Source organism: Acinetobacter sp. P1(2023) (assembly GCF_028367635.1).
In the GTDB taxonomy this organism is placed as follows: domain Bacteria; phylum Pseudomonadota; class Gammaproteobacteria; order Pseudomonadales; family Moraxellaceae; genus Acinetobacter; species Acinetobacter pittii_E.
Window position 1 is genome coordinate 79,450 of sequence record NZ_JAQNDD010000001.1, and the last position, 25,728, is coordinate 105,177.

At 39.6% G+C, this 25,728-nt stretch carries 23 protein-coding genes; 6 read left to right on the forward strand and 17 right to left on the reverse strand.

Going from position 1 to position 25,728, the window contains the following annotated elements; translation table 11 throughout:
- Positions 1–92: 92 nt before the first annotated feature.
- On the reverse strand, positions 93–728 hold the full coding sequence (locus POD11_RS00360; RefSeq protein ID WP_262455918.1) for a TetR/AcrR family transcriptional regulator: 636 nt from the start codon (positions 726–728) through the stop codon (positions 93–95).
- A gap of 194 nt (positions 729–922) precedes the next feature.
- Between POD11_RS00360 and POD11_RS00365 the strand changes: the two genes are divergently transcribed.
- Both POD11_RS00365 and POD11_RS00370 read left to right on the forward strand, forming a co-directional pair.
- Entirely contained in the window at positions 923–2,185 is a 1,263-nt protein-coding gene (locus tag POD11_RS00365) for a hypothetical protein (RefSeq protein WP_262455919.1), read from the forward strand.
- Positions 2,186–2,303: 118 nt separating this feature from the next.
- The gene (locus POD11_RS00370; protein WP_316249931.1) at positions 2,304–2,777 is read left to right on the forward strand and encodes a hypothetical protein; all 474 of its coding nucleotides are present in this window, start codon (positions 2,304–2,306) and stop codon (positions 2,775–2,777) included.
- A 112-nt stretch (positions 2,778–2,889) separates the two neighbouring features.
- Here POD11_RS00370 and POD11_RS00375 read toward each other — a convergent pair whose 3' ends face one another.
- Positions 2,890–3,747 carry an SDR family oxidoreductase gene (locus POD11_RS00375; RefSeq protein ID WP_262455921.1) on the reverse strand — a complete coding sequence of 286 codons (858 nt, stop codon included), beginning with the start codon at positions 3,745–3,747 and terminating at the stop codon, positions 2,890–2,892.
- 127 nt (positions 3,748–3,874) lie between these two features.
- On the opposite strand from POD11_RS00375, the gene POD11_RS00380 reads away from it, so the two are divergent.
- A complete protein-coding gene (locus tag POD11_RS00380; RefSeq protein WP_016144891.1) occupies positions 3,875–4,234 on the forward strand; it encodes a winged helix-turn-helix transcriptional regulator in 360 nt (119 codons plus the stop codon).
- A gap of 149 nt (positions 4,235–4,383) precedes the next feature.
- Here the strand turns inward: POD11_RS00380 and POD11_RS00385 are convergent, their stop codons facing one another.
- From POD11_RS00385 to POD11_RS00400, 4 genes are all read right to left on the reverse strand, one after another.
- A complete protein-coding gene (locus POD11_RS00385) occupies positions 4,384–5,190 on the reverse strand; it encodes an oxidoreductase (protein ID WP_262455922.1) in 807 nt (268 codons plus the stop codon).
- A 38-nt stretch (positions 5,191–5,228) separates the two neighbouring features.
- On the reverse strand, positions 5,229–8,294 hold the full coding sequence (locus POD11_RS00390) for an efflux RND transporter permease subunit (RefSeq protein WP_262455923.1): 3,066 nt from the start codon (positions 8,292–8,294) through the stop codon (positions 5,229–5,231).
- Positions 8,291–9,415 (reverse strand): efflux RND transporter periplasmic adaptor subunit, encoded by a 1,125-nt coding sequence (locus POD11_RS00395; protein WP_262455924.1) that lies wholly within the window; start codon positions 9,413–9,415, stop codon positions 8,291–8,293. Before POD11_RS00395 ends, POD11_RS00390 begins: the two co-directional genes overlap by 4 nt.
- Before the next feature lie 79 nt (positions 9,416–9,494).
- Positions 9,495–10,115 carry a TetR/AcrR family transcriptional regulator gene (locus POD11_RS00400; protein WP_016144887.1) on the reverse strand — a complete coding sequence of 207 codons (621 nt, stop codon included), beginning with the start codon at positions 10,113–10,115 and terminating at the stop codon, positions 9,495–9,497.
- Positions 10,116–10,242: 127 nt separating this feature from the next.
- On the opposite strand from POD11_RS00400, the gene POD11_RS00405 reads away from it, so the two are divergent.
- Together POD11_RS00405 and POD11_RS00410 are read left to right on the forward strand one after the other, a co-directional pair.
- A complete protein-coding gene (locus tag POD11_RS00405; RefSeq protein WP_262455925.1) occupies positions 10,243–11,679 on the forward strand; it encodes an efflux transporter outer membrane subunit in 1,437 nt (478 codons plus the stop codon).
- Positions 11,680–11,742: 63 nt separating this feature from the next.
- Entirely contained in the window at positions 11,743–13,104 is a 1,362-nt protein-coding gene (locus POD11_RS00410) for an MATE family efflux transporter (RefSeq protein WP_262455926.1), read from the forward strand.
- Positions 13,105–13,297: 193 nt separating this feature from the next.
- On the opposite strand, the gene POD11_RS00415 is transcribed toward POD11_RS00410, so the two are convergent.
- The 5 genes from POD11_RS00415 to POD11_RS00435 form a co-directional block, all read right to left on the reverse strand.
- A complete protein-coding gene (locus POD11_RS00415; protein ID WP_262455927.1) occupies positions 13,298–13,852 on the reverse strand; it encodes a TetR/AcrR family transcriptional regulator in 555 nt (184 codons plus the stop codon).
- A gap of 762 nt (positions 13,853–14,614) precedes the next feature.
- Positions 14,615–15,394 (reverse strand): outer membrane protein OmpK, encoded by a 780-nt coding sequence (locus tag POD11_RS00420; protein WP_262455928.1) that lies wholly within the window; start codon positions 15,392–15,394, stop codon positions 14,615–14,617.
- A gap of 76 nt (positions 15,395–15,470) precedes the next feature.
- Complete coding sequence (locus tag POD11_RS00425; RefSeq protein ID WP_262455929.1) at positions 15,471–16,829, reverse strand: metal-dependent hydrolase family protein; 1,359 nt, start codon at positions 16,827–16,829, stop codon at positions 15,471–15,473.
- 31 nt (positions 16,830–16,860) lie between these two features.
- Positions 16,861–17,649 (reverse strand): alpha/beta fold hydrolase, encoded by a 789-nt coding sequence (locus tag POD11_RS00430; RefSeq protein WP_262455930.1) that lies wholly within the window; start codon positions 17,647–17,649, stop codon positions 16,861–16,863.
- Positions 17,646–18,524, reverse strand: a complete 879-nt coding sequence (locus POD11_RS00435) for a fumarylacetoacetate hydrolase family protein (protein ID WP_262455931.1) — start codon at positions 18,522–18,524, stop codon at positions 17,646–17,648. Before POD11_RS00435 ends, POD11_RS00430 begins: the two co-directional genes overlap by 4 nt.
- A 146-nt stretch (positions 18,525–18,670) precedes the next feature.
- Between POD11_RS00435 and POD11_RS00440 the strand changes: the two genes are divergently transcribed.
- Entirely contained in the window at positions 18,671–19,399 is a 729-nt protein-coding gene (locus POD11_RS00440; RefSeq protein WP_262455932.1) for a FadR/GntR family transcriptional regulator, read from the forward strand.
- Positions 19,400–19,564: 165 nt separating this feature from the next.
- On the opposite strand, the gene POD11_RS00445 is transcribed toward POD11_RS00440, so the two are convergent.
- The 6 genes from POD11_RS00445 to POD11_RS00470 all read right to left on the reverse strand — a co-directional run bounded on the left by POD11_RS00445 (position 19,565) and on the right by POD11_RS00470 (position 25,726).
- The gene (locus POD11_RS00445) at positions 19,565–19,948 is read right to left on the reverse strand and encodes a PaaI family thioesterase (RefSeq protein ID WP_262455933.1); all 384 of its coding nucleotides are present in this window, start codon (positions 19,946–19,948) and stop codon (positions 19,565–19,567) included.
- 77 nt (positions 19,949–20,025) lie between these two features.
- The gene (locus POD11_RS00450; protein WP_262455934.1) at positions 20,026–20,631 is read right to left on the reverse strand and encodes a DapH/DapD/GlmU-related protein; all 606 of its coding nucleotides are present in this window, start codon (positions 20,629–20,631) and stop codon (positions 20,026–20,028) included.
- The gene (gene paaX / locus POD11_RS00455; protein WP_000062822.1) at positions 20,618–21,583 is read right to left on the reverse strand and encodes a phenylacetic acid degradation operon negative regulatory protein PaaX; all 966 of its coding nucleotides are present in this window, start codon (positions 21,581–21,583) and stop codon (positions 20,618–20,620) included. The genes POD11_RS00450 and paaX overlap by 14 nt, the downstream gene beginning before the upstream one ends.
- Positions 21,584–21,636: 53 nt before the next feature.
- Complete coding sequence (gene paaK / locus POD11_RS00460) at positions 21,637–22,926, reverse strand: phenylacetate--CoA ligase PaaK (RefSeq protein WP_262455935.1); 1,290 nt, start codon at positions 22,924–22,926, stop codon at positions 21,637–21,639.
- 40 nt (positions 22,927–22,966) lie between these two features.
- Positions 22,967–24,175, reverse strand: a complete 1,209-nt coding sequence (gene pcaF, locus POD11_RS00465; protein WP_262455937.1) for a 3-oxoadipyl-CoA thiolase — start codon at positions 24,173–24,175, stop codon at positions 22,967–22,969.
- 12 nt (positions 24,176–24,187) lie between these two features.
- On the reverse strand, positions 24,188–25,726 hold the full coding sequence (locus tag POD11_RS00470; protein ID WP_262455938.1) for a 3-hydroxyacyl-CoA dehydrogenase: 1,539 nt from the start codon (positions 25,724–25,726) through the stop codon (positions 24,188–24,190).
- Positions 25,727–25,728 lie beyond the last annotated feature (2 nt).

The window sequence follows — 25,728 nt, forward strand, 5'->3', positions numbered from 1 at the left end:
TAGTTGAACGCTCAAATTAATTTTTTTAAATATTAATAAAAAACAGCCTAGTAAAATCTAGGCTAGTTTTCCATCCTCACACATAGAATAAATTAAGAGTTTTTCTCTGCCGAAGAAGCAAGTAAACCTGTAGCATAATTCATAATTAATAAAACTAAATTGTTAGCTTTCTCTTCTGATTCAGCTAGGCGCCCTTCCAGTAAAAGATGGGATAGGCCATGCACAAGGCTGCAACATAACATCGCTAATACTTCCACTTGAGTATTATCTTCACTCACACCCACAATTGAAGCCGTTAAGCTTTGCAATCGAGCATATGTACTATCTGCAGCCTCTTTTAACTCAGGTATTTCATTTTTTTGTAAGTCCGGATTAAACATTAAAGCAAAGAGGTTCCGATGATTTTTTGCAAAATCTATATATGTTAAACCAAATATTTTTAATGCCTGAATTTGAGTATCAGCTTTTTGTATAGCCTGATTTTGTTCTTCTTGTAAAAGTTGGAATCCTTTTGCTGCTAATGCGGCCAAAAAACTGTCTTTACTTTCGAAATGTCGATATACCGCGTTAGCACTTACACCAATTTGCCTTGCCATTTCTCTAAAACTGAGGCTTTCTGCATCATTATTTTCTAAATGAACTAATCCAGCATTTAATAATTCTTCACGTACATTTCCATGATGATAATTTGCTTTTTGACTTAAATTTTCAGATTGCTTCAAAGGCATGTTGACACCGCGCACATAACACCAGCATAATGTGTGCACTGAACACATTATGTCTCTATTGTTGTTTAAGTCTCATAAAAGACCAAATCATAATTCTCGTTCAGTAGAGCTGCTTAATACACATATTGCTTAGTGAAGAATTTCAAGAAAAACACTAAGCCTATGAAAAATAATCTTTAAGCCAAGGAACTGGTATGAACAATCTTAGAAGTATAAAACAGGCTATCTTATTTACAATACCATTAATGTTGGTCAGTTCTCTTGTAAAAGCCCAACTGAACCAGTTAGATGATAAGAGTCTATCTGGCGTAACAGGCCAATCCTTTCTCACTATGGACTATATCTCTCCAACCGAATCAGGAAATATAAGTAATTTAGGCTTCTATTCTCTAACTGCTTCAGCTGAAGTTCAGCTAAATGCCAATATAAAGACTTTACAATTGGGATGTGGTGGGGAAAATGGCCGAGACAACTGTGATATTGATTTATCAGACGTTCGTATCACTGGGCCAAAACCAGGCATAAGCGGTACTTATGCCGATTCAGATGGCATTCTTAATAATCCATTCATTCAATTTGCAATAAAAAACCCGGAAAGTGCTTCTACTCGCGAAATTGTTGGAGTAGCGATAGGTGCACAAAGTGCAAATTTACTCATGTCTATTGGCCAAAATCCTGATCCCACCACACCCGGACAAGTGGGTGGTACCCCTGACGGAGAAACAGGCATAAATGTATTAAGTGGAGCTTTTCAGGGCTTAGTACAAAACTTAAGAAACCCGATGGTTATTAATGCGCTGGGGCTAATTCCAGTTGCAACGGGTAATGCCTATGTCCAAGAAACCACAACTCAACCTAGACTGTCCTCAACCTTACGAACACAAGAGTCAGGCATTAATGTTGATACAGGCGCGTATTATCAATTTATCTCTGGTAAACGTATGACTGGGGTTAACTTGGGCCCTATTAATCTTATTGTTCCTAATCTCTATGCCGCATCATTACTGAATTTAGGCAGCCTGACAGCAAGTGCTACTTATACCCCTTTTAACTTCATTGATTTACATAATTTATATGTTGGGGAAAACCCAGATGCAGGAGTGCTACTCTCATTAAATAGCCAACCCATTCTATGGCCCCAAATCGGTACCAAAGGCGCATATACATTTCCAACCACAGCACAAGCACTTGATGCCGAAGGAAACGTAATTGCTCGAGCTTACAATTCTAATGGCAATCCAATCACGACCGAAGATTTAATGGCTCAACGCGGTTGGTGGCTTTCTATTCCCCAAGCCACAATTGGTGATAGTTCAGGTTTTGTGACGACTTCGACTGCCCACGTTGATGTTGCAGATGCTTTAACAGGTTTAGCCCTTGGCAACATTATTGTTGGTCCAGTTAATAGTGGCCAAATTCCAGTACAAAACTGTTATGGGAACTTAAAGTTTTGCTAAGTAAAAATTGCATAAAAGCATTTATATGACGCTTAAATTAAAAAAAATCATCGTTTTTATATCATTATTAGCAGGGCTGAATACAACCCAAGCTACCACAATTTATAGGTCAATCAATATGTGCTCAGCTTCTGTTAAAAATATACCTGATAATATCCAGAGTTCTATCTCTAAACTTAAAGTAGGCTCAATAGAGTCAAATAGTTCAAACATCGCCTTTCTTATTGCTTCCGCAATTACTGCAAAATACGATAAACAAATAGATTTAGACCGTATTACTGCTTATCTGCAAGCTCAACGAAATCAGAAAAATTTTTATTATTCATTACTGGATATCAAGAAAACTTTCGAGAATCTCAATATATCAGTTGAGGCAAAAAAAAATGCATCACCGTTTGACTTGTTAAACTTAAGTAATGAAATACTGGTTGGTATTGATCAACAAGATCAGTTTTTTGCATTAGTTGGCTCATCGCAAGAATATGTATATTTAATTTATGGGGTCATGAACCGAAAAGCGCTGATCTGTCCTCTTAAAAAATCTTTATTTATTCAAAATTTCACTACTAATAAGTTTTTAATTCTTAAATAAGTAAGATTATGGGTAAATAAACTATTTTTTAAACTCTTCATTAAAATATGCAAAAGGCCTAAATCATAAAACTTAAGCCTTTTTATTTTTTGATAAGTGTTATAACACTAACTTAAGATAAAAACTCTTTAATCGTTTCTTGCATAGTTGTAGTGGCACGACCAATTAACTGGTGGAGGTCTTTGCTATCACTATATAAAGCATCTTTAGATACACCGTCATCTGAGTTCGCTAATATACTCGCAAAACCTTCTGGTAGACCTACTTGTATCAAGAGCGCTTTATATTCCTCTTCCGATAAATCTTGGTAAATTACCTCTTTTTTGCTGATCTCACTTGTCCATCTTGCTACATCATCAAGGGTATAACTCGTATCACCTGCAAGTTCATATACTTTATTCTCATGCCCTTCTTGAGTTAATACCACGGCGGCGGCAGTCGCATAATCTAAGCGTGAAGCAGAAGCAATTTTACCGTGATGCGTTGCCCCAAAAATCTTGCCCTGTTCAACTGCTTGAGCAAGCCCCATTGCATAGTTTTCGCTGTACCAATTATTACGTAATAAGGTATGTGCAATATCAGATGCTTTTAAATATTGTTCAGTCTCAACATGTTCTTGTGCTAATAAAAGCGGTGATGTATCTGCTTTTAATAAACTTGTGTAAACAATAAATTTTACGTTTGCAAGTTTTGCTGCATTAATCACATTTTGGTGTTGTACTGTTCGTTGACCAATTTCACTCGATGAAATTAATAGAAGCTTATCGACACCTGCCAATTGAACCGAAAGTTTATCTGCATCATGCCCATAATCAAAAGCACGAACTTCGATTCCTTTTGAACTTAATTCTGATACTTTTTCAGGGCTGCGGACTAATGCAACAATATTTTTTGCCTCAGTTCGTTCAAGTAATTGCGAAATAACGAGTTGGCCGAGTTGACCTGATGCACCAGTAACTGCAATACGCATGATGTTCTCCATCTGATGTAGTTGATATCTTTTGATCATCGTAGTACCTTAACTTACTAAAAGTAAGTACTTACCTAAAAGTAAGTTTAGAAACAAATGTAATGTTTTGTAATTAAGGTGGTGAGCAATGAAAGGATATGTTTTTTCAGCAGATTGTCCCTCTCGAAAAATTTTGTTAACACTCACTAGCCGCTGGAGTGTGTTGATTTTAGTTGCACTTCGAGATCAACGTCTGCGTTTTCATGAATTAAAGAAGGTTATTGATGGGATTAGTGAAAAGATGTTGGCGCAAACCTTAAAAACACTTGAGAAAGATGGTTTTGTGTTACGTCAAGATTATGCAGAAATACCGCCTCGTGTAGATTATCAATTAACAGATTTTGGACGAGAAGCTTCTGAACGACTCTTTGATTTAACCACTTGGCTAGAAAATAATTTATCCGAATTATTAGAAAATCAGCCTAGTAAAGACATAGTTCAAAACTGACTCTAAAATAAACAGATTATTATATATTTAGGTTTTAGACTTACTTACTTTGCCAATTTTTTCACTATTTTTTTTAATAATTAGGTAAGTTTTTTTATAAAAGGATCTAAATAAAACAATTATTTAGATCCTTTCAGATAACTCAAAGATTACTTCAAACCAAAAGTCTTTCTAATATTTTTATCAACCGGGCCACTCGGCATAAATCGACGTAACTTACTCAACAAAGATGCTTGCCCAGATGGTGTAAGGCGCATTTGCCAATCATTGAGTGCTGCTTTAACAATGGTATCAGCAACACCATCGGGCTGAGGTGCATGATCAATCTGATTTAATACAGCCTGTGTAGCTAAGTTACGCTCATTATCATATTCAGGAATTTTTGAACTTACTATAGGAGCATTCTTATCCAAATTAGTTTTAGTAAATGAAGGCTGAACAATGGATACACGAATTCCAAATTGGCGGAGCTCATGATCTAAAGATTCAGATAATCCCTCAACCGCATGTTTGGTTGCCGAATATAACCCCATATACGGTGAAGGAAGAAAACCCAATACCGAACTAACATTTATAATTTTTCCATAATGCTGGATTCGCATATAAGGTAATACCGCTTGTGTAGTACGAAGAATACTAAATACATTGGTGTTAAATAAAAATTCTGCTTCTTTTACAGAGGTCTCCTCTACTGCACCAATTAAGCTTGCTCCAGCATTATTAACTAAAATATCAATATGCCCAGCTTGCTCAATAATAAAGTGAATCGCTCGTTGGACCGAGTCTTCATCTGACACATCCATCTCAACAAGCTCTACACCTTCTATAGGTTGAGCTTTGACTTTATTTCTGACTGTACCGAAAACTTTATGGCCGAGTTTAGCAAAGTTTTCTGCCGTAACTTGCCCAATACCGGACGAGACACCTGTAATTACAACCACTTTTGAGTTTGACATATGAACTCCAATACCTTTTAAATTTGAAAATTTATTCATTAAACCGCTGGTTTAGCCCCAATCTTGAACCAGATCGAATACATGGCTGGCAGGAAAACTAAAGTTAAAATGGTTCCTGCAAGCGTTCCGCCAATGAGTGTGTAAGCAAGCGTTCCCCAAAACACAGAGTGAGTCAGAGGAATGAAAGCTAAAATAGCGGCTAAAGCTGTCAAAATTACAGGTCTGGCACGTTGTACTGTGGCCTCAACCACTGCATTCAACGGATCAAGCCCGGCTTCTTTGTTTTGCTGAATTTGTCCAATTAAGATGAGCGTGTTACGCATCAAGATTCCAGACAATGCAATCAACCCGACTAATGCATTAATACCAAAGGGTTGCTGAAATAAAAGAAGTGTTGGTACCACACCTATTAATCCCAACGGGCTGGTTAAAAACACCATAATCATTGCAGCGATAGATCTCACTTGAAGAATAATAATGAGTAGTGTCATTGCCAACATGATTGGGAAAATAGGAAGCATGGCTTTAGTGGCTTTACCCGACTCTTCAATCGAACCTGCTTCAATAATGCGATAACCTTTTGGTAGATTTTTAATGACGGGCTGAAGCTGTTTGGTAATTGCTGTAGATACATCGGGTGGTTGTAACCCTTCAGCAATATCTCCACGAACAGTTATTGTAGGAACTCGATCTCGACGGCGGATGACAGGTTCTTCCATACGTACTTCAATTTTGCCAATTTGTGCTAAAGGAATACGCTGTCCATTTGCTCCAGTCAGTGTGAAATCACCAATTTTTGCAGGGTCTAGTCTTATATCGCCTGCTGAACGAGCAATCACCTGTACGGTACGAATATCCTCACGCACAGATGTAATCGGAATACCAGTCAGTAAGAACTGTAATTGCTGTGCGACTGAACTTGATGTAAGACCAACTGCTTGTAGACGGTCTTGTTCCAATGTGAAATGCAGAGCTGGCACTCGAGTTCCCCAATCAGTGTTCACTGTTCTCATCATTGGGCTGGCATTCATAACTTGCTGAACCTGAGCTGCAATCACACGTAATTTTTCTGGATCAGGGCCTGAAACTCGGTAAGCCACTGGATATGGTGAATAAGGTCCAAACACAAGTTGGGTTACACGTAGCTGCGCCTCAGTTGCAAGTCCATTTGAAATGGCTTGTCGTAAGCGGTGTTTTAAGGCTTCACGTTCTTCCTGATTGTCAGTTCGTATCACAATCTTGGCAAAGGATGGATCGGGTAACTCAGGCCCCATCGAAAAATAGAAACGAGGTGCACCTTGACCAATATACGATGTCACAATCTTTGCTTCATGTTGCTTAGATAACCAAGCCTCAACTTTGGCTGTCGCAGCACTTGTTTGCGTAATCGATGTTCCATAAGGCATCTGTACTTCAACAAGCACTTCAGGTCGGTCAGAGATTGGAAAAAATTGTTTTTTTACCAATGCCATTCCGCCTACGGCCAAAACAAATAACCCGATAACACTACCAGCAACAAGCCATTTACGTGCAATCACACGTTCAAGAATTTGACGGAAACGGTTGTATCGCGGGGTGTCATAAATTGCGGCATGGCCACCTTCAACTTTTTTAAAATTAGGTAACATTTTCACACCTAAGTAAGGCGTAAAAACTACTGCAACAATCCATGAAGCAATCAGTGCAATACCAACAATCCAAAACATATTACTGGTATATTCACCCGCACTAGATCGAGCAAAACCATTCGGCATAAACCCTACAGCTGTGACTAAGGTTCCAGAAAGCATCGGCGCTGCCGTATGGCTCCATGCATAGGCCGAGGCTGCAACACGACTAAAGCCCTCTTCCATTTTCACGACCATCATTTCAATCGCAATAATGGCATCATCAACTAAAAGCCCTAAAGCAAGAATAAGAGAGCCAAGTGTAATCCGGTCAAAGTTTTTACCCGTTGCCAGCATCACCACAAAAACAATAGCTAATGTAAGCGGTACAGCCATAGCAACCACGACACCAACGCGCCATCCCATGCTAATAAAGCTTACAAACATCACCACAAGCAATGCTGCAAAGAACTTAATCATGAACTCATCTACCGATGAGCTAATATTGACCGCCTGATCAGTCACTTTGTTTAGACTGATGCCCAGAGGCAAATCTTCGTTGATGGAACTAACTTCTTTCTCTAATGATTTACCTAGATCTAATCCATTCCATCCTTCGCGCATCACCACGCCCAACAGTAAGGTTGGTTCTCCACCATTACGAATCATAAATGTTGCAGGATCTTCAGTGCCACGTTTAACAGTCGCAATATCTGACAATTTCAAAGTGCGACCTTGAGCCGTTATCGGGGTATCACGAATTTTTTGTAACTTGTCAAAAGCACCATCTAATCTGACAAAAACTTGAGGACCCTTGGTTTCAATGGAACCAGCAGGAGTAAGCACATTCTGATTATTCAGTGCAGCAAATACATCTTGTGGATTTACGCCAAGTGTCGCCAAGCGCTCATGTGAAAATTCAATATAGATACGCTCAGATTGCTCACCAATAATATTGACTTTCTTTACACCCGGTACATGAAGTAGTTGCTGCCTAATTGTTTCTGCATCACGGACTAATAATCTTTGCGCTTCATTTTTTGCCTTCAATGAATATAAAGCAAAAGTTACATCTGCATATTCATCATTAACAAGTGGGCCAATAACCCCAGCAGGCAAGTTACCCATCTCATCATTTACTTTCTTCCTTGCTTGATAAAATTCCTCCTGAACCTGTGATGGTGGCGTACTATCAAGCAAAGTCAGTGTCGTAAAAGCTAAGCCGGGTCTGGTATAGGTTTCTGTTCGATCGTACCAACGCAACTCCTGCATCCGTTTTTCGATTTTTTCAGCAACTTGATCTTGCATCTCTTGAGCAGTTGCCCCTGGCCATGCAGTCACAATGGTCATCACCTTCACTGTAAAAGCTGGATCTTCGGCTCGACCTAATTTAAAAAAAGCAACGATGCCTGCAATTGAAATCAAAAAAATCAGAAATAGCGTGATACCACGTTCACGCACAGCAAGGGCCGATAAGTTAAATCCTTTCTCACTCATGAGTGGTCCCCTTCATTTCCAACTGAAGGCTGACTCGCTTGTGATGCAACACGTACCAATTCACCTTCGCGAAGCAAATGCGCTCCTAAAGCAACAATTCGATCTCCATTTTGAATATTGCCAGTGACATAGGCATATTCATCATCAAGCTGTTTAACCACAACGGGACGCCATGTTACTTTCTGAGTTTTTCCATTAATTACCCAGACTCCAGCTCCCTTGCCCTTATCAAGCAAGGAACCGACTGGCACTTTAAAAAAATGTTGTGAACTCTGATTTTGATTGGCAATACGAACAGTAACCGTTGAACCTAAAGGAGCATTTGCTAAATCGCCGTCTAATACGAAACGTGCTTCAAAAGTACGAGTGAGTTGATCTGCTGTATTTGATAACTGTCTAAGTTTAGCTGGGACACTTATATTTTCTTTACCAAAGAGTGTAGCTTGACCTATAGCCCCTATTGCAGGACGTAATGTCTCTGGAAGCTGAATGATTGCTTCCCTTTGACCAGAATGAGCTAAGCGAATGACTGTTTGACCCGCACTGACAACCTGACCGGGTTCAACCAGTGTTTCCATAATCGTACCATCACCATCCGCAATTAAATCGGCATAATGACTTGCGTTTATTGCAACCTTTGCTTGGGCTTGGGCAGAATTTAGCTGTGCTCTTGCTGTATCTGCCGCGGCTTTAATTTGATCATAAGCTGAAGCAGATATAGCTCCACTTCCACTCAAATCACGATATCGAGCTTCATCTTTCTCTGCTTGTTCTGCACGCGCTCTAGCTGCATCTACAGCTTCCTGCTGGGCTTTGGCAGCAAGTTCTAAATCGACCGGATCAATACGCATCAGTAACTGACCGCGTTTTACCGTCTGGCCTGCTTCAACAAATCGTTTGATGACTTTGCCAGAGACACGAAAACCTAGATCACTTTCTACCCGCGCCCCTATCGTGCCTGTGAATGCTCTTGAATCGGAAGTGATTTCATCTTGTACAGTTGCGATTCGTACTAACGGCGCCGAAGTACGGGGGTCAGATTGCGTATTTTCAGCACAACCGAGCAAGAAAAAAGGAAATATACATACTGCTGTAAACGGAATAAGGCGACGATAAAGCATATTTGAGCCCCCCTTAACAAATTAATCAGGAGACTCATTTTTAATCAAGTGACCAATTTAGTCAATAGTCACAAATCTATTATGGCGATAAACTTCTCAGTACAAGACTAGAAAGCAAGACTGGAGCATCCGTGTTATATGAAATACTATGTTGTAAAAGTAGTGGGTGCAGATAAGGCCTCATCACTAAATAAATAGCCTTAACTGCTTCATCAATTGGAGTTTTTCTTTCAAAATCACCTGATTGGCGACCTTCTTGAATAATATTCTGTACTACTTTAAGAATTCGATTTTCATAAGCGATTGTCGCATCCCATTTCTCAGAAGCAGCAGAAACGGCAATTTCATAGAGCTTGCGGTCTTGAGAAAATAAACGAAGGCTTGCTTCAACAATTACTTTAAATAACACTCTTAATTTTTCAGCTGGATATTCAGCTTCATTAATAGCCGTATTAACTTCATCTTCAATTTCACGTAAACAATTGGCACATATCATTTCGCCAATTGCCTGTTTAGATTCAAAAAATTTATAAATATAAGCTTTAGAGAAACCTATAGATTTTGCAAGATCAGAAACTGTAGTTTTCTCATACCCATATCGGCTGAAATGCTCTGTAGCGGCACTCAGAATTTGATCTCTTACATCATGATCTTCTGGTCCTCGCTTTGAAACAGGATAACTACTCTTTTCTTTACTCATATTTTCAATTTAAACCTTTATCTGGAAGTGGCAGTTTAACTCTTGCGAAATGATATTGACAACTAGTGACTAAATTGTATTATAGTCACAATTAAATTATTGTTCAAAATCTCGCCTCGGGGGAAATATGTTATCTAGATCTATCGTTTTCCTACCCATCATCGTAAGTACTCTTACTGCGTGTACCGTAGGTCCTAATTATAAACGCCCTCATATATCTCTACCCGAGCAATACCTTGGCGCCCCCTTAAACTCATCAAATGACAATAGCAAAGCTGATATTGCCGTATGGTGGCAAAGTTTTAATGATCCGCAACTGACTCGATATGTCACATTAGCGTTAAAACAAAATCTTGATCTGACCCAAGCATATACTCGAGTGACTCAAGCTCAGGCTGGATTATCGGCAGCTAATGCCTCTTTACAACCAATAGGTACTGTTGGCGCACAAGCAGCTAAAGTTTACCAATCTGTTGAAACACCTTTGGGGCAAGTTTTAAATTCAATGCCAGATTTTGACCGACATGGTCGTTCTTATGACGCAAATTTAAGTGCAACTTGGGAGTTAGATATTTTTGGAGGTCTTCGCAGAGATCGTGAAGCTGCTCTTGCAAATTATCAGTCTTCAACTGCAGGAGCCTCAGCCGTCCGTTTAATGGTCGCAGCTCAAACTGCAAATATCTATATTAATATTCGTGGCTTACAATCTCGATTAGACATTGCCCATCAACAATTAAAAACCCAACAGCAACTTCTTTCAACCATTAATCTTTTATACAGCAAAGGATTAGCTTCCGAATTTCAGGTCAAACAAGCTAAAGCGAATGTCGCTCAAGTTCAAGCTGTTATTCCTGTTCTTGGAATGAATCTAGACATTGCCATGAATGCCCTCGACGTTATGCTTGGAACCGTACCGGGAACTCACCGAGCAGAACTAGCAGAAGTAAAACCAATTCCCGTTATTCCTCAGATTACAGAAACAGGAACACCTCGCGATCTTTTACGTAGACGACCAGATCTCATCATGGCTGAAAGACAATTGGCAGCATCAAATGCACGCATTGGAAGTGCGATTGCAGAATATTACCCAAAGGTCTCTTTAGGCGGTTTGATAGGTAGTGCAACCACAGCAAGTGGAAACTTATTTTCAAGTGGTGCCAATCAGGCAGCTGGCTTATTAGGTTTACGTTGGCGCTTATTTGATTTTGGTCGAGTTAATTCAGAAATTCGCTTAGCCAAGGGCCAAGAAGCCGAAAAGCTCGCAGCCTACCAATTAGCCGTCTTACATGCAGCGGAAGATGTAGAAAACTCATTATCAACTTTGTCTAAACGACAAGAACAGTTAATGGCTCTCCAAGATGGAGAAAATGCATTAAAGCATGCACAGAAAATCGCTTTAATTGCCTATCAAAAAGGGATTAACAGCCGAATAGAAGTATTACAAGCAGATTCAAATGCTTTGCAATTTTCAGATAGAAAACTTCAAGCACAAACTGATTCGGCCCTTGCAGCTGTAGCAGTTTACAAATCACTAGGTGGTGGTTGGCAACCTCAAGATTTTTAAAATCGATCCTGTTACAGAGATAGAAATATCCTTGACCAGACACTTCTAGAGCGAACTTAGACTATGCAGGAACAATCAATACGCCAGACATTAAAAGCACAAGATTTAAATCAAGCGATTTTAAATGGGCCAATTACTCAAACAATGTTGAAACTAGCGTTACCCACAATAACTGTTCTTTTCGTACAGACATTGATTGGATTGCTAGAAACTTATTTTGTAAGCTCATTAGGAACCCCAGTAATGGCTGGTGTCGCCGTTGTTTTTCCAATTCTTATGCTTATGCAAATGTTAGCAAATGGTGGATTTGGCGGAGGACTCTCTTCAGCAATTGCACGAGCTTCTGGAGCAGGTCGATTAGAAGATATGCAATCCCTCGTCTGGCATGGCGTCATTCTTGCTGGTCTTTTGGGAGGAATTTTTAGTATTGTTATGCTCATTGCAGCCCCCACAATTTACCACTTAATGGGTGTTACGGGCTTAGCTTTAGATGCCGCTCTAAAATATTCCAATATTATTTTTCTAGGTTCACCTCTCATATGGGCTGTAGCACTCCTCTCCGCCTCATTACGTGGTGCGGGTGATACCAAAACCCCAGCTCGTGTAACACTTTTAGGTGGTGTCCTGCTTTTACCAATCTCTCCTCTTTTAATTTTTGGTTGGGGATTTATTCCCTCATTTGGCGTCGCTGGCGCTGGACTAGCGGTCTTAAGTTACTATGTTTTCGCTATCATATATCTCATTAGCCATATGCGTGCGACGCATAGCATCATCAAATTATCTATTAGCCCCCTTAACCTACATTTTTTCAAAGAGATTCTTGGTATTGGCTCACTATCTGCAATTGGTGTCATTCAAGTTAATTTAACTGTAATCATCATCACCACTTTAGTTGGTCAATTTGGATCTGATGCAATTGCTGGGTACGGTATTGCTTCTCGCTTGGACTATATACAGATTCCACTTATGTTTGGTATCGGCTCAGCCATTATGACCATGGTAGGGATTAATTATGGCGCTGGACAATTTCAAAGAGCACACCATATAACATGGGTTGGAGTTTTTATTAGTTTTCTAATCACGGGCTCAATAGGTCTTTTCTTTAGCATTTTTCCTTCTATATGGCTCGGACTTTTTAGTAGTGATCAAGCAGTCATACAAACTGGAATAACCTACTTACAGCATGTGGCACCTTTTTATGGAGCAATAGGGATTGGAATGGCACTGTACTTTGCAGGTCAAGGCTCGAAGCGACTTTTAGCCCCTCTTATCGCTGGCACCATTAGAATGATTATTGCCGCCTTTATTGGAAGTATTGCTGTATTACATTTTAACGTTAGCCTATCAACTTTCTTTCAGATTTTGGGATTAAGTGCTTTGACATTTGGTCTAGTGTCTTGTTTACCAAACCTTATAAAAAGATAAGTAGGTCTCTATTTAATAAATTAGGAAACTACCAAGAACTATCATTATTATGACAAATAACCAACAGGTCAGCGCGGCTCATGGTGGTAACGACAAGACAGGTTAATAAGCCTTGTCGTTACAAAAACGTATTATCTTTAGCACTATTCATATAGCGAATATCAGCCTATAGGCCCGTATTTATGTATATGTCTTAAACGAACCCTACAAAAAAACAATCCAGCACCTTTTCCCTCTCGTCCACTTGATTTGAGTCTAAAAGCTGAATGATTGCGCCTTCAATCATATATAAAAACAGTTTGGCGTCTTGAAAAGTCGCATCGGTTTTTAGTTTTATAAGTTGGCTATAGATTTCATTGATGAGCCATGTTCGATATCTCACCGCGATTTGATAGGTGTTTGGATAAATCAGTTTCGTTTCAAAAATGGCTTTAAATAATAGAAAGTACAGCCCCTCTATATCGGTGTGTAAGAAATAAAGTTTCTTGAGTTTATCGGTCACGCTTGTGCCTTGGTCGTACTCAGCAATTGAAACCACTTTTTCTTTTAAACGTTCTTTTTGCACGATTAAACAGATTTCAATAAACCGCTCTTTAGAGTGAAAGTAGTTATAAAAAGTCGCTTTGGTAATTTCACACTCTTTCACGATTCGATCTACCCCAACCGTATGAAAGCCACGGTGGTGAAATAAATCAATCGACTTATTGATGACGTGTATGGCACGAGAAGAAAGCACTAAATTTGGCATAGTTTTACCGTTATAAATTCTTGTTGTTTCTAAGCGAGATACTTTTTTGGGAGAAAAAAAGGCATAGCAAAGCCGTAAAGACTGTGCTTGGCACATCTCGAGTTTGTTATTGCTAAGTTTTAAGTAAAAAAGACTTTAAGCCTGAAAACCTCAAGGTGTTCAAGCTGCTTTAATTTTTTAAGCTGTGTCGTTATAACTTTTGGCATTGAGAGCCAAGAAATAATGGATGTGCAAAGCCAACTCCTTTTTATTGGGAGTTCTGCCGACATTAAAATTATGGTGGCAGAACGAGAAAGGGTTCGCGGACTGGTGAAAGATATAACCAGCACACCCGAGGGTGTCCCTCTCCCGTCCTACCGCAACGGGAGGAGACGAGGAGTTCACGCATAAGACTATCCCTCAGAAGGAATAACTCTGATGCGATCTTTCATCACGGTCCGCGACGACCGTCTGGCAATGTAGGCCAGCAGGCAAAGAATAGTGCTCTACCCTTTTACAGTCAAGCACGCAAAATGCCATTTGTTTTAAATTAAACCATTAGAAAAGTAAGGCTAAATAATGAGGGAGTTATTGTTAAGTGGGGGTTGTAGAAGGTTTTACCCTTTTTAATCTTTTCAAACACATATTCAAATAATCCCATTTCATCACAACGATGAGATTCTCTATTAGATTCTGAAAAGGCTCATTGAAAGATAGTTATAAGTAAGCAGGGATATATCCCCACTTACAAATCTTACTATAACTTAAGATTGTTTAGAAAAACTAAGGTGTATATTTAATCATTAAAAAAGGAGTAAATCGGCTATAGTCTCCGCTAGTTTTTAAAGGATCATTAGCATAATTCACATATTCGAGCCGAACTCCGATTTGAGTTTTAGATTTTTTCCCTATTTCCCATAATAAATCGCCCCTCTCAAATATTTCTGTTCCATTATGGCTACTACCATTTACTAAAGATAATAAATTAATATGAAAATTTTGTTCTTTTATTTTGATCGGATTAGACATTAATACAGTACGCCATAACCAAGTGTCTGGATCAAAATTAGTATCACGATAAAGCAAACCTGATTCAAACCAAGAAAAATACGGTACATTAAAATTTAAAGAGATTCCATAATTCTGCGAATGGAAGTTATTACTAGATGGATAACTACTAACCTCCCATCTTCCTATAAGACTTACATCACTAATAGGACCCCAACTTATTGGAGTATTTGTTAGTTTACCAATACTTAATCTTGGGTTTAATACAAATAATGATTGAAAATCATTTCCGCTCTCTACTGGTGAACCTACATCATTTCCATGAAATAGTTCTGCATCAAAATAAATATCCCCCCAATCATGGGTACTGAAATGTTCATATTGAAACATCTGTAAATCTTCATCACTAGTACCATAACCATAGATCGCATCAGGCTTTGCTTTATTAGTTGCTAATAATGAAAATGAATTAATCGTAAAATTTTGGGCAGATACACTTGTTGTAAAAAAAACAATAAGCGAAGCTATTGCCCCCATTAAATAGAATCGGGACATGATAATTCTCCGAAAAAAGATGAAATGTGGTTTTACCCCGCGAACTCCAAAGGTAAAACCATCAAATGATTTAGATTTAGGTGGTATGAGAACTCATTGGATCATTAGGAGATACTTTGCGTACTCCTGCTTCTACTAAAGGATTTCCACCATAAACAGAACGAATCACTCCACGTGGAGGAAGGACAGTTCGCATATTTTTATAAATCTCACCATCTTTCATAACCATTAAAATCTTTTCAGGGTTCTGTAATAAGGCAAGATTTTCGATTGGATTTCCATCAACCAATATAATATCTGCAAGAAATCCTTCTTTAATCTGTCCTAAATCATTTGGCCTCATCATTAATTCAGCCCCATATTTAGTAGCTGAGATTAAAGCCTCTTTAGGAGTCATACCAACATATTTGACAAGGTATTCAAGATCTTTAGCATTGGTTCCATGAGGCATCCAAGCAAAACCATAATCACCTCCTGGTAATACACGTATACCTCTTTTATGCATTTTGGAAAGTGTTTCAGAAGCTACTTCTAGTTCACGCTTATATCCCATTTTGGTTGCAATTTCTTCAGTAATACCATAATCACTGGCGTTATAAAGGGTATTAATCAACCAACCTAAACCAGGAACGACAAAATGCTTATCTTTGTTAGCTTCTAACATATCTAAAGCTTCTTCATCAGCAAAGCTAGCATGGAAAATTAATTCAAATCCATGTTTTATACATGCTTTTACTGACTCATTTGAACGAGCATGTGCAGCAACTCTTTTGCCCGCTATTCTGGCTTCAGATGCCAGCATAGCAATTTCTTCTTCAGAAAAAGGGTTAGCTTCTGCTGGAATACCCGCAATATATTCTCCCGAAAGATTAATTTTCAGGTGATCTACACCATATTTAACGAATGTACGAACAATACGGCGCATATCTTCTGGGCCATTACAAATAGCACCAAAATTCATTGCAGTATCTGGAAGATGAGGCAAAGTATTATCACCTAGCCCACCAGGTGTCGTAATTTCTTGGCTTCCTGCCAAATATCGCGGTCCTGGAAAAGCTCCTGCTTCAATAACATTACGAGTTACTACATCTAAACGAGGTTTAGCTGTGGCTGCGCCCAATGCACTTGTCCAGCCCATTTCTAAATATCTTTTAGCTACACGAATACACCAAAGGATATGTTCTTCAGGGGGCATGAATTGGATTGCGGATAAACTTGGTTGATCATTCCAAGAAAAATGTGTATGACCTTCAGTCATACCAGGCATGAGGAAAGCCCCATGACCATCAATAATTTTTGCATCTCCTGTTTCTAAGTACTCTCCATTTTTTGCAATAGCTTTTATTTTGTTGCCTTCCACAAGAACTTCGCCTAAGTAGGGATCTGCTCCGCTTCCATCAAAAATTGAAATATTTGTAATAGCTATAGTATCCATACTATTTATTCCTTCAATTGAATCAATTATTTCATAAACCCAATTTTTTATAAAAATCTGTTATTAATCGGATGCACTCAAAAGGCTTTTCATAAACTGTCCAGTGACCACATCCTTGTAAAACAAATTGTTGAGAATTCTTTAATCGATGAGCTAAAGCTTGGGTTCCTTCAGGAGTCCCTACTCCATCTTCATCACCAGTAACAAGTAAAACAGGTATATCTAATCTCTCAATTTCAGCTTTTTCAGCTTCAGCAAGTGCTTCACAGTTAAGAGCATATCCATCTGGAGATTGGCGCATAATTGATTCACGAATTAATGCTAGTGTAACTAGTCTTTCATTCTTTGTTTCTGAACTCGTTGCAGCTTTACATATTGCATCAGCAATTTCTTGCATAGCTGCATTGCCTGTTCTTGCTTGTTTTGCACGATTACGCGTTGCTTCCCGGGCCCCATCTGCTGGAGCAGATAAAGGTCCAAATAGAGACATAGAAAGAACACGATGAGGATAGTTTACAGCCAAATGTTGCGCAATAATTGTCCCCATAGAGTGTGCGACAAGATGTACTTTTGTGATATTAAGAATATCTAAAATTTTGATTAACGATTCAACATGCCCTTCTATAGTTAGGCTTTCAGATACTGAAGAATTACGACCAGCACCTGCTAAATCTGGTCGAATTACTCGATAATTACCAAAAGCTGCTAAAAGTGGGGACCAAAAATTTGAAGTTCCACCTAACCCATGGATACACAAAAATACATCTTCACCAAGGCCATTGTCTTCAACCCAAAGGCCATTAATTACTGAAGAAGTCATGCGCCCACCTCATTCTCAAGTTGGCCAATACCACTAATTTCAATTTTTACAATATCCCCTCTTTTTAGGAAGCGTGGTGGATTGAAACCAATACCAACACCTTCTGGAGTTCCAGTAGCGATGATGTCCCCAGGTAATAAAGTAATACCAGAAGAAATCGCTTCAATTAGTGTTGGAATATCAAAAATAAGATCTTTAGTATTGGTATTTTGACGTAATTCATCATTTACCCAACATTTCAAGTCAAGATTATGTCCGTCAATTTCATCAGCCGTAACAACTACAGGCCCCATAGGACCAAAGGTATCGAAGGACTTACCTAAATGCCATTGTTTATGACGCTTTTGCCAATCCCGTGCAGTCATATCATTGATAATGGTATAGCCCCAAACATGGTTCATAGCATCAGCTTTATTGATACCACGTCCACCCTGTCCAATCACAACCGCTAATTCAGCTTCATAATCTAAAGCATCACTTACACCAGCTGCATCCCAGATACGATCTTTGTGTGCAATTACAGTTTCAGGAGTTTTTGAAAAAACAATTGGATCAGTTGGAATTGCATCTGCTGCAGTTTGCCCAGCATCAAAACCACTTTTAGTAAATTCTTGGGCATGATTAATATAATTTTTTCCAACACAAAAAATATTCCGTATTGGTTTAGGAATTGGTGCTAATAACTTTATTGATTCTAAAGTTTGAGCAGGTCCAAAATCTATGAGAGTTTCTAAAGAAATATTGTCTTGAATTAAAGTTAATAAATTATTTACAACTCGTCCATCTGGGTAAGCAAGTGGCTGAACTGTTCCATCAGTATTTAACTTAGCTACAGTATTATCGCCTGCAGCATTACGAAATGTTAATAGCTTCATATCTTGATCCAATTGTAAACCATATTAGTTGTTACATGAACCATTATTATTAATTGGTCTTTTATTGTCAATCATATTTGAACCAATTTATAAAAAAATGGACTTTTTTTATAAATTGGATTAGAATTGGATCACAAGTAAAAGAGGTGAAAGACTTTATGGAAATTGCGGTACAAGGCTTACGAAAAAAAGCAAGACATAGTAGTACAGCGCTAATACAGCATATTCGTAAACGTATAGCCGATGGAACTTGGCCAGCAGGATATAGATTGCCACCTGAACGTGATCTAGTTGAACAATTTGGTATTGCTCGAAACACTATCCGAAAAGTAATGGACCAATTAGAACAAGAAGGGATTATCACTCGACATGTGGGTCGTGGGACTTTTGTCTCAGATACTCCTTCAAATACTAATATTGAAAAAGCTGATTCATTAATACAACGCATCCATGGCGCTAGTCCCGTTGAAGTAATGGAATTACGCATAATGCTAGAACCACAATTTGTGGAATTAGCAGCAACCCGAGCATCTAGTCGAGATTTACAACAAATTATTCATTGTTTAGAAGAAAGCGAAAAAGCTAATACAATTTTAGATTTTGAACATTGGGATGGTATGTTGCATCAAGCCATTCTTGGCGCAGCTCACAATAATCTATTAACTGATCTATATGAAGTTATTAATGGCGTTCGTAGACAACCAGAGTGGGAATCTTTAAAACAACGAAGCTTAACTCCTGATAGATTAGCGCGTTATCGAGATCAACATCGAAAACTTGTAGATGCTCTTAGACAAAGAGATTCCAAAGCAGCGAATGAAGCTATTTATCAGCATCTAATAGAAGTTAGAAATAGTATGATTGGTGAAATCTAGTACTTTAAAAATAAATAATAATTTCATTTATTTTCTATTAATCAAATATTTATATAGAGTATTTTTTATTTAAAGTAGATTGTTCAATTTGCAGTGTTCGCACGGATTGATAACAATGTTAATTCAGAGTGGAATTCCAGCCACTCTGTTTTACCATTCCACATATCACGGCGCAAGCCTGTAACACGTAGATGTAAATAAAGCGACTCTATTATTCAGACCATCTGTTATCAGAACTTCATAATGCGCAAATTTTTTACTACTGCCGACCTTGGTTGCCGTTGCAAATAACATCCTATCTTTCGCACCGCTCATATAGCGAATATCAGCCTGTAGGCCAGTATATGGCGCATCCCCTGCATTACAAGCCATCGCAAAAGCGATATCGGCTAACGAAAATATGACACCACCATGCACGCCACCCAATGCATTCATGTGTTCGTCTTTCACATTAAGCTGGCAACGCGCTTCATCAAAACTGCGATGCAGCACTTGAACACCCAATAGCTCTGCGAATTGATCAACCGCAGTGGTTTCCATTTTTTGCACAAACGTCTCCCTACTCGTGCGAGTATTCCATAAGTGTTATGAACTCATGTGTATTGAAATCGACTGATTAAAAGCCGTTAAACACTATCTTGTTTAATCTGATAGTTTGAAGAATTAAAGTCCTTATAGGTCAGGCGGTCATCCAACTCTGAGCTTAAAGGCTGAACTTCTTGCATTGAATTTAAGCATCGCTGTGCAAGTTCAATGTATTCTTGCGTGCCTCTGGTTTTCCATTTTTTTTCTTGTTCTGATAAATCACGTGCAACCTTGGCAGGACTGCCCATTGCCAATACATTTGCCGGAATAATGTCTTTGGTTTTGACCAAACTATTTGCGCCAATAATGGTGTTTTCACCAATTTCGGCATAGTCCAAAATTACGCTGTTCATGCCGACCAAAACATTTTTTCCAATGCGGCAACCATGTAAAGTTGTGCCATGCCCAATGTGCCCCATTTCCTCAACTAAAGTCACACTTTGTGGAAAGCCATGTACGGTGCAGTTATCTTGAACATTAGCATTTTGCTTAATATGGATACGACCAAAATCGGCACGCAATGAGGCAAATGGCCCCACATATACACCCGCTTCAATAATCACATCACCAATTAAAACTGCGGTTGGGTGTACAAAAGCCTCTGGGCTAACGACGGGAATAACACCGTCAATACTATAACAAGGCATGATTTAACCTCTCATTTGTCGCAACCAAACCTCCGAAACGGCGCCAATAATGTGCTGTGGCATTTGGCATTGGCCCTTCTGCTGTTGCGGCAACAGACAAGAAGTATTCATCGGCAGGTTCAAATACTTTTTTATAAATATTCATTGATAAAGTTCGTGCACTAATCGCTGGCCAGTCAGTTGGCAACAATTCAAGCGGCAAAGCAGGGTCTTTCAATAAAATCCGTCGATAGTAATGAATTAACAAAGTTCGAATTTGAAAGGCCTGAACAGGTTCGAGTTGTTCGTTTTCCTGCATCAGCAACACCCCAATTTCTCTAAAAATATCGAGAAATTGTAGATATCTTTGGCGTAATTCATCGATGGGCCAGTTGGTTCTGAGCATACGACCAATGGTATCGACCGAATTATTAAAGAGCTGCAAGGTTTCGGCTTTAAACACCACCACTTGCTCACTCATATTTAAGTCAACCAACAAGCGTTGCAGTTCAATACGGTTACAACCCGGATAAGCCATTAAATTTGTCGAAATATTGGCAAACCCTAACCATTCGAGTTCTTTCTTTAACAACGCTTTATTTTCAGTGTCGAGGCTAGACATCAGAATAAGGTCCCAATAATGGTCCCACTCTTTCATCTGGTCGTTATAAATACGTTGCTCGGCCTGCAAATACGTCGAACGGCTTGAATCGGTAATGCGATAAAAACTGGTTCTGCCAATTTTGTCTGAACATAACCAATCATTTTTAACTAAACGAAAAACAGAGGTTCTTACAGCGCGGTCATTAAAACCAAATAGCTCTAATAACTGAATCAGGCTCGCAAGACTAATATTTCCGCCCCGATGAAGTACTGAATCTCCAAAAATTGTCGAAATAAGCGAAGTTCCACTTAAGGTTTCATTCTTTACAACAGAATCAATTATTTGCTGTATTTTTGCACTCATACTCATGTCTTGGCGTTTAGTTTCAGGGTATAGATTCTATACCCTGAATGATCTTGATGTTAAGCAATCTGACGCATATCGATTACCCGCTTTGCCTTACCTTCCGAACGAGGTAAGGTCGCTTCTGTCACAACTTCTACAGTAACGCTAATCCCAATCATGGTTTTAATGCGTTTCATCAACTCCTGAGCAAGTTGATTGGCCTGTATAGTACAGTTATGACACATCTCTGTACGAATATGCAAAGTATCCATATGTCCTTTTTTAGTCACCAAAATTTCATAATTTGGAACTAAATTCGGAACTTGCAAAATTTGCTCTTCAATTTGAGTCGGGAAAACATTCACACCGCGAATAATCAGCATGTCGTCGCTACGGCCCACAATTTTATCCATTTTACGCATTGCCAGATTTTCACCCGGTAGTAAACGGGTCAAATCACGAGTACGGTAACGAATAATCGGTAAACCTTCTTTGGTAATGGTGGTAAAGACTAATTCGCCAAGTTCGCCATCTTTGCAGACTTCACCTGTTTCTGGGTTAATAATTTCCGGATAGAAATGATCTTCCCAAATGGTTAGCCCTTCACCCTCACCTAAGCACTGCATCGCAACGCCCGGCCCCATCACTTCAGACAAACCATAAATATCGAGTGCTTTAATATTGAGGCGTTCTTCGATTTCACGGCGCAGTTCGTTGGTCCACGGCTCGGCACCAAAAATACCCACTTTTAAAGACGTATTACGTGCAGTACCAAATTGCTGTTCGAGCTTTTCAATAATGCTCACGCAATATGATGGCGTAACCATAATTGCAGTCGGTTTAAAGTCTTGAATGAGCTGAACTTGCTTTTCAGTTTGCCCGCCAGACATTGGAATAACCGTCGCACCTAAGCGCTCGGCACCATAATGCGCGCCTAGACCACCTGTAAACAGTCCATAGCCATAAGCCACCTGAACCATATCTTTCGCGGTTAAACCTGCCATGCGTAAGCAACGCGCAACAATGTCCGACCAAGTATTAATATCTTTTTGGGTATAACCCACCACGGTCGGTTTACCTGTTGTGCCTGATGATGCATGTAAACGCACAATCTGTTCTTGCGGTACGGCAAACATTCCAAACGGATAGTTGTCTCTTAAGTCTTGTTTGGTTGTAAATGGAAACTTTGCCAAATCGTCTAAAGTCACAAAGTCATCAGGATGTACACCTGCTTCATCGAACTTTTTCTTATAGACCGGACTATTTTCATATACAAAAGTCAGGGTTTGCTTTAACCGTTTAGTTTGCAGCTCTCTAAGCTCTGCAAGTGTTAATTGCTTAACATTATCCGTTGTAAGGCTGTCCATCGCCTCTCTCCTCATTATGTAATTTTAAAAACCGTCTGAATTAATTTAAATTTTCCAAAATCAGTGCGACACCTTGTCCAACACCCACACACATCGTGCACAGTGCATAGCGTCCACCTCGTTTTTTTAGCTCACGTGTTGCGGTAATGACTAAGCGTGTACCACTCATACCGAGTGGATGTCCTAGCGCAATCGCACCACCATTTGGGTTCACGCGTTCATCGTCATCTTTTAGACCAAGTTCACGCATACAAGCTAAAGATTGGGCTGCGAATGCTTCATTCAGCTCAATCACATCCATCTGATCTAGCCTTAAACCTGTTTGCTTTAAAATTTTCTGCACCGCAGGAACAGGACCTATACCCATATATTTGGGTTCAACCCCTGCACTTGCAATGCCAATCACGCGTGCTAAAGGTTTTAAACCATGTGTATCTGCAAATTCACGGTTGGTAATGAGCACACATGCAGCACCATCATTTACACCAGAGGCATTTCCGGCAGTCACTGAGCCACCTTCTTTTTTAAATGGCGCTTTTAGTTTTGCGAGTGCTTCAAGTGTCGTTTCACGCGGATGTTCATCGCGATTCACAACGTTCACGTTTTTCTTACGATCTACAATCTCGACAGGCAAAATCTCATCGTTAAAGAAACCGTTTTGTTGGGCAGCAGCCGTTTTTTGTTGACTACGCAATGCAAACGCATCTTGGTCTTCACGACTAATTTGATATTTTTCAGCTACATTTTCGGCAGTTTCCGGCATGCTGTCGGTGCCGTATTGTGCTTTAAGTTGCTTATTTACAAAGCGCCAGCCAATAGTGGTGTCGTAAATTTCAGGTGTACGGCTAAACGCTTCGGTTGGTTTAGCTTGTACAAATGGCGCACGGCTCATTGACTCAACGCCACCTGCCAACACAAACTGCGCTTCACCTGCTTTAATTGAGCGTGCCGCAAGGCCTACCGCATCTAAGCCAGAAGCACACAAGCGATTGACCGTCATGGCCGGAACTGTATCAGGTAAGCCCGCCAAGAGTGTTGCCATACGTGCAACGTTACGGTTGTCTTCACCTGCTTGGTTAGCACATCCTAAAAACACTTCGTCTACTGTATTCCACGGTAAGTTCGGGTGTTTATCTTTTAAATATTTGATGGGTAATGCAGCTAAATCATCTGCGCGTACAGCACTTAGGGCACCTGCATATCGTCCAATTGGGGTACGAATAAAATCGCAAATTAAAACGTCTTCCATGTTGACTCCTGATTATGCAAATTCGGTCATATCACGTGAATATTGAGTAGCAATGTTTTGGGTTTTCGCTACATATTGCTTGAGGTAGATACTCGCGCGATATTTTTCCTCTCCATACAGTGCATATAAGTTATTTAAGGTTTGGAGCACATAAGCGCCGCCCATTTGTGTCAACCACTGGTAAGGACCTTTAGGATAATTCACTCCATATTTCATGGCATTATCAATATCTTCCAGACTCGCAACACCATGTAAACTTGCTTCGCAGGCTTCATTAATGAGTAAAGCGATGGTGCGTAAGGTTAACAGTGCCGGATGGTCTTTAATCCACATCACGCTAATACCAAACTGTGCAAAGTAAGACTCAACTTTAGCCAGATCACTTGCTTCACAAAGCTCGTTATGACTGAGTACTAAAGCCTCTGCCTGCGCAAAATTATGGTGCCAATCCATTAAAACCACTTTACGGCTTAAGTAGTGAATATTGGCAGACTCACCTTGGCTCAAACGTAAGTCGATATCATCAATTTGAAGAATATTGTCGTCGCTCGCAGATCCGCTTTTTAAACCCAAACGCGTTAAAAAAGCAGGTAGCTGAGACCAAGTCCCTTTGAGCTGAATGTGGGCATCAACTGGTTTGGCGACCACAGCTTGAGGCTGAAATGTCTCGTACTGATTTTTTTCGTTATAGCTATAAAAGCCCTGTTTTGACTTACGACCCCAAGCGCCGGCATCGACCAATTCTTTTTGAATGAGGCTTGGACGATAGCGTGGCTCGTAAAAAAACTCTTGGTAAACGCTTTGGGTTACCGAAAAGTTAACATCTTGCCCAATGAGGTCTGTCAGTTCACACGGTCCCATCGCGAAACCCCCACACTGCTTTAAGGCATAGTCTAGCTGGTCATAGCTGGTGACTTGTTCTTGCAGTGCTCTAAAGCCTTCTGCATAAAACGGACGTGCAATTCGGTTCACAATAAACCCGGGAGTAGACTTGGTGAGTACCGGAATTTTTTTCCAGCCGAGCATCAAGTTTTTTAAAGCCACACATAAGCTGTTTGGTGTTTTTAAGCCTTGCACAATTTCAACCAGTTTCATGATTGGCGCAGGGTTAAAAAAGTGTAAGCCGACCACACGCTCAGGGTGAGCAATGCCTGCCGAAATTGCAGTCACTGAAATTGAAGATGTGTTACTTGCAAAAATGGTTTGCGCACTACAAATTTCAGCAAGTTGCTTAAATAAAGACTGTTTAACTTCTTTTTTCTCAACGACCGCTTCAATCACCAAGTCAGCATCACGTAAGGCTTCAATTTGATTGACCACCGTTAAACGCGCTAAGGCTTCATCAGCTTGCTGTTGTGTGAGCTTGCTCTTTTCAACCAGCTTTTTAAATGTCTGCTCTAAGCCGTGGGCGGCTTGTTGCGCTTTTTGAGCATCTAGATCGTATAAAACGGTCGAGTGCCCATTAACGATGGCTAACTGAGCAATGCCGATGCCCATGGTGCCAGAACCAATGACGGCAATTCGGGCACGAGATAAGTCTAAATCTGTCATGC

Coding starts and splice junctions, on each gene's coding strand:
- POD11_RS00450 (WP_262455934.1), bottom strand. CDS start 20,631: ATGCCTTGTTATAGTATTGACGGTGTTATTCCCGTCGTTAGCCCAGAG.
- POD11_RS00370 (WP_316249931.1), top strand. CDS start 2,304: ATGTGCTCAGCTTCTGTTAAAAATATACCTGATAATATCCAGAGTTCT.
- POD11_RS00360 (WP_262455918.1), bottom strand. CDS start 728: ATGCCTTTGAAGCAATCTGAAAATTTAAGTCAAAAAGCAAATTATCAT.
- POD11_RS00405 (WP_262455925.1), top strand. CDS start 10,243: ATGTTATCTAGATCTATCGTTTTCCTACCCATCATCGTAAGTACTCTT.
- paaX (WP_000062822.1), bottom strand. CDS start 21,583: ATGAGTATGAGTGCAAAAATACAGCAAATAATTGATTCTGTTGTAAAG.
- POD11_RS00380 (WP_016144891.1), top strand. CDS start 3,875: ATGAAAGGATATGTTTTTTCAGCAGATTGTCCCTCTCGAAAAATTTTG.
- paaK (WP_262455935.1), bottom strand. CDS start 22,926: ATGGACAGCCTTACAACGGATAATGTTAAGCAATTAACACTTGCAGAG.
- POD11_RS00375 (WP_262455921.1), bottom strand. CDS start 3,747: ATGCGTATTGCAGTTACTGGTGCATCAGGTCAACTCGGCCAACTCGTT.
- pcaF (WP_262455937.1), bottom strand. CDS start 24,175: ATGGAAGACGTTTTAATTTGCGATTTTATTCGTACCCCAATTGGACGA.
- POD11_RS00430 (WP_262455930.1), bottom strand. CDS start 17,649: ATGACTTCTTCAGTAATTAATGGCCTTTGGGTTGAAGACAATGGCCTT.
- POD11_RS00400 (WP_016144887.1), bottom strand. CDS start 10,115: ATGAGTAAAGAAAAGAGTAGTTATCCTGTTTCAAAGCGAGGACCAGAA.
- POD11_RS00470 (WP_262455938.1), bottom strand. CDS start 25,726: ATGACAGATTTAGACTTATCTCGTGCCCGAATTGCCGTCATTGGTTCT.
- POD11_RS00365 (WP_262455919.1), top strand. CDS start 923: ATGAACAATCTTAGAAGTATAAAACAGGCTATCTTATTTACAATACCA.
- POD11_RS00395 (WP_262455924.1), bottom strand. CDS start 9,415: ATGCTTTATCGTCGCCTTATTCCGTTTACAGCAGTATGTATATTTCCT.
- POD11_RS00390 (WP_262455923.1), bottom strand. CDS start 8,294: ATGAGTGAGAAAGGATTTAACTTATCGGCCCTTGCTGTGCGTGAACGT.
- POD11_RS00385 (WP_262455922.1), bottom strand. CDS start 5,190: ATGTCAAACTCAAAAGTGGTTGTAATTACAGGTGTCTCGTCCGGTATT.
- POD11_RS00415 (WP_262455927.1), bottom strand. CDS start 13,852: ATGCCAAATTTAGTGCTTTCTTCTCGTGCCATACACGTCATCAATAAG.
- POD11_RS00420 (WP_262455928.1), bottom strand. CDS start 15,394: ATGTCCCGATTCTATTTAATGGGGGCAATAGCTTCGCTTATTGTTTTT.
- POD11_RS00435 (WP_262455931.1), bottom strand. CDS start 18,524: ATGAAGCTATTAACATTTCGTAATGCTGCAGGCGATAATACTGTAGCT.
- POD11_RS00410 (WP_262455926.1), top strand. CDS start 11,743: ATGCAGGAACAATCAATACGCCAGACATTAAAAGCACAAGATTTAAAT.
- POD11_RS00425 (WP_262455929.1), bottom strand. CDS start 16,829: ATGGATACTATAGCTATTACAAATATTTCAATTTTTGATGGAAGCGGA.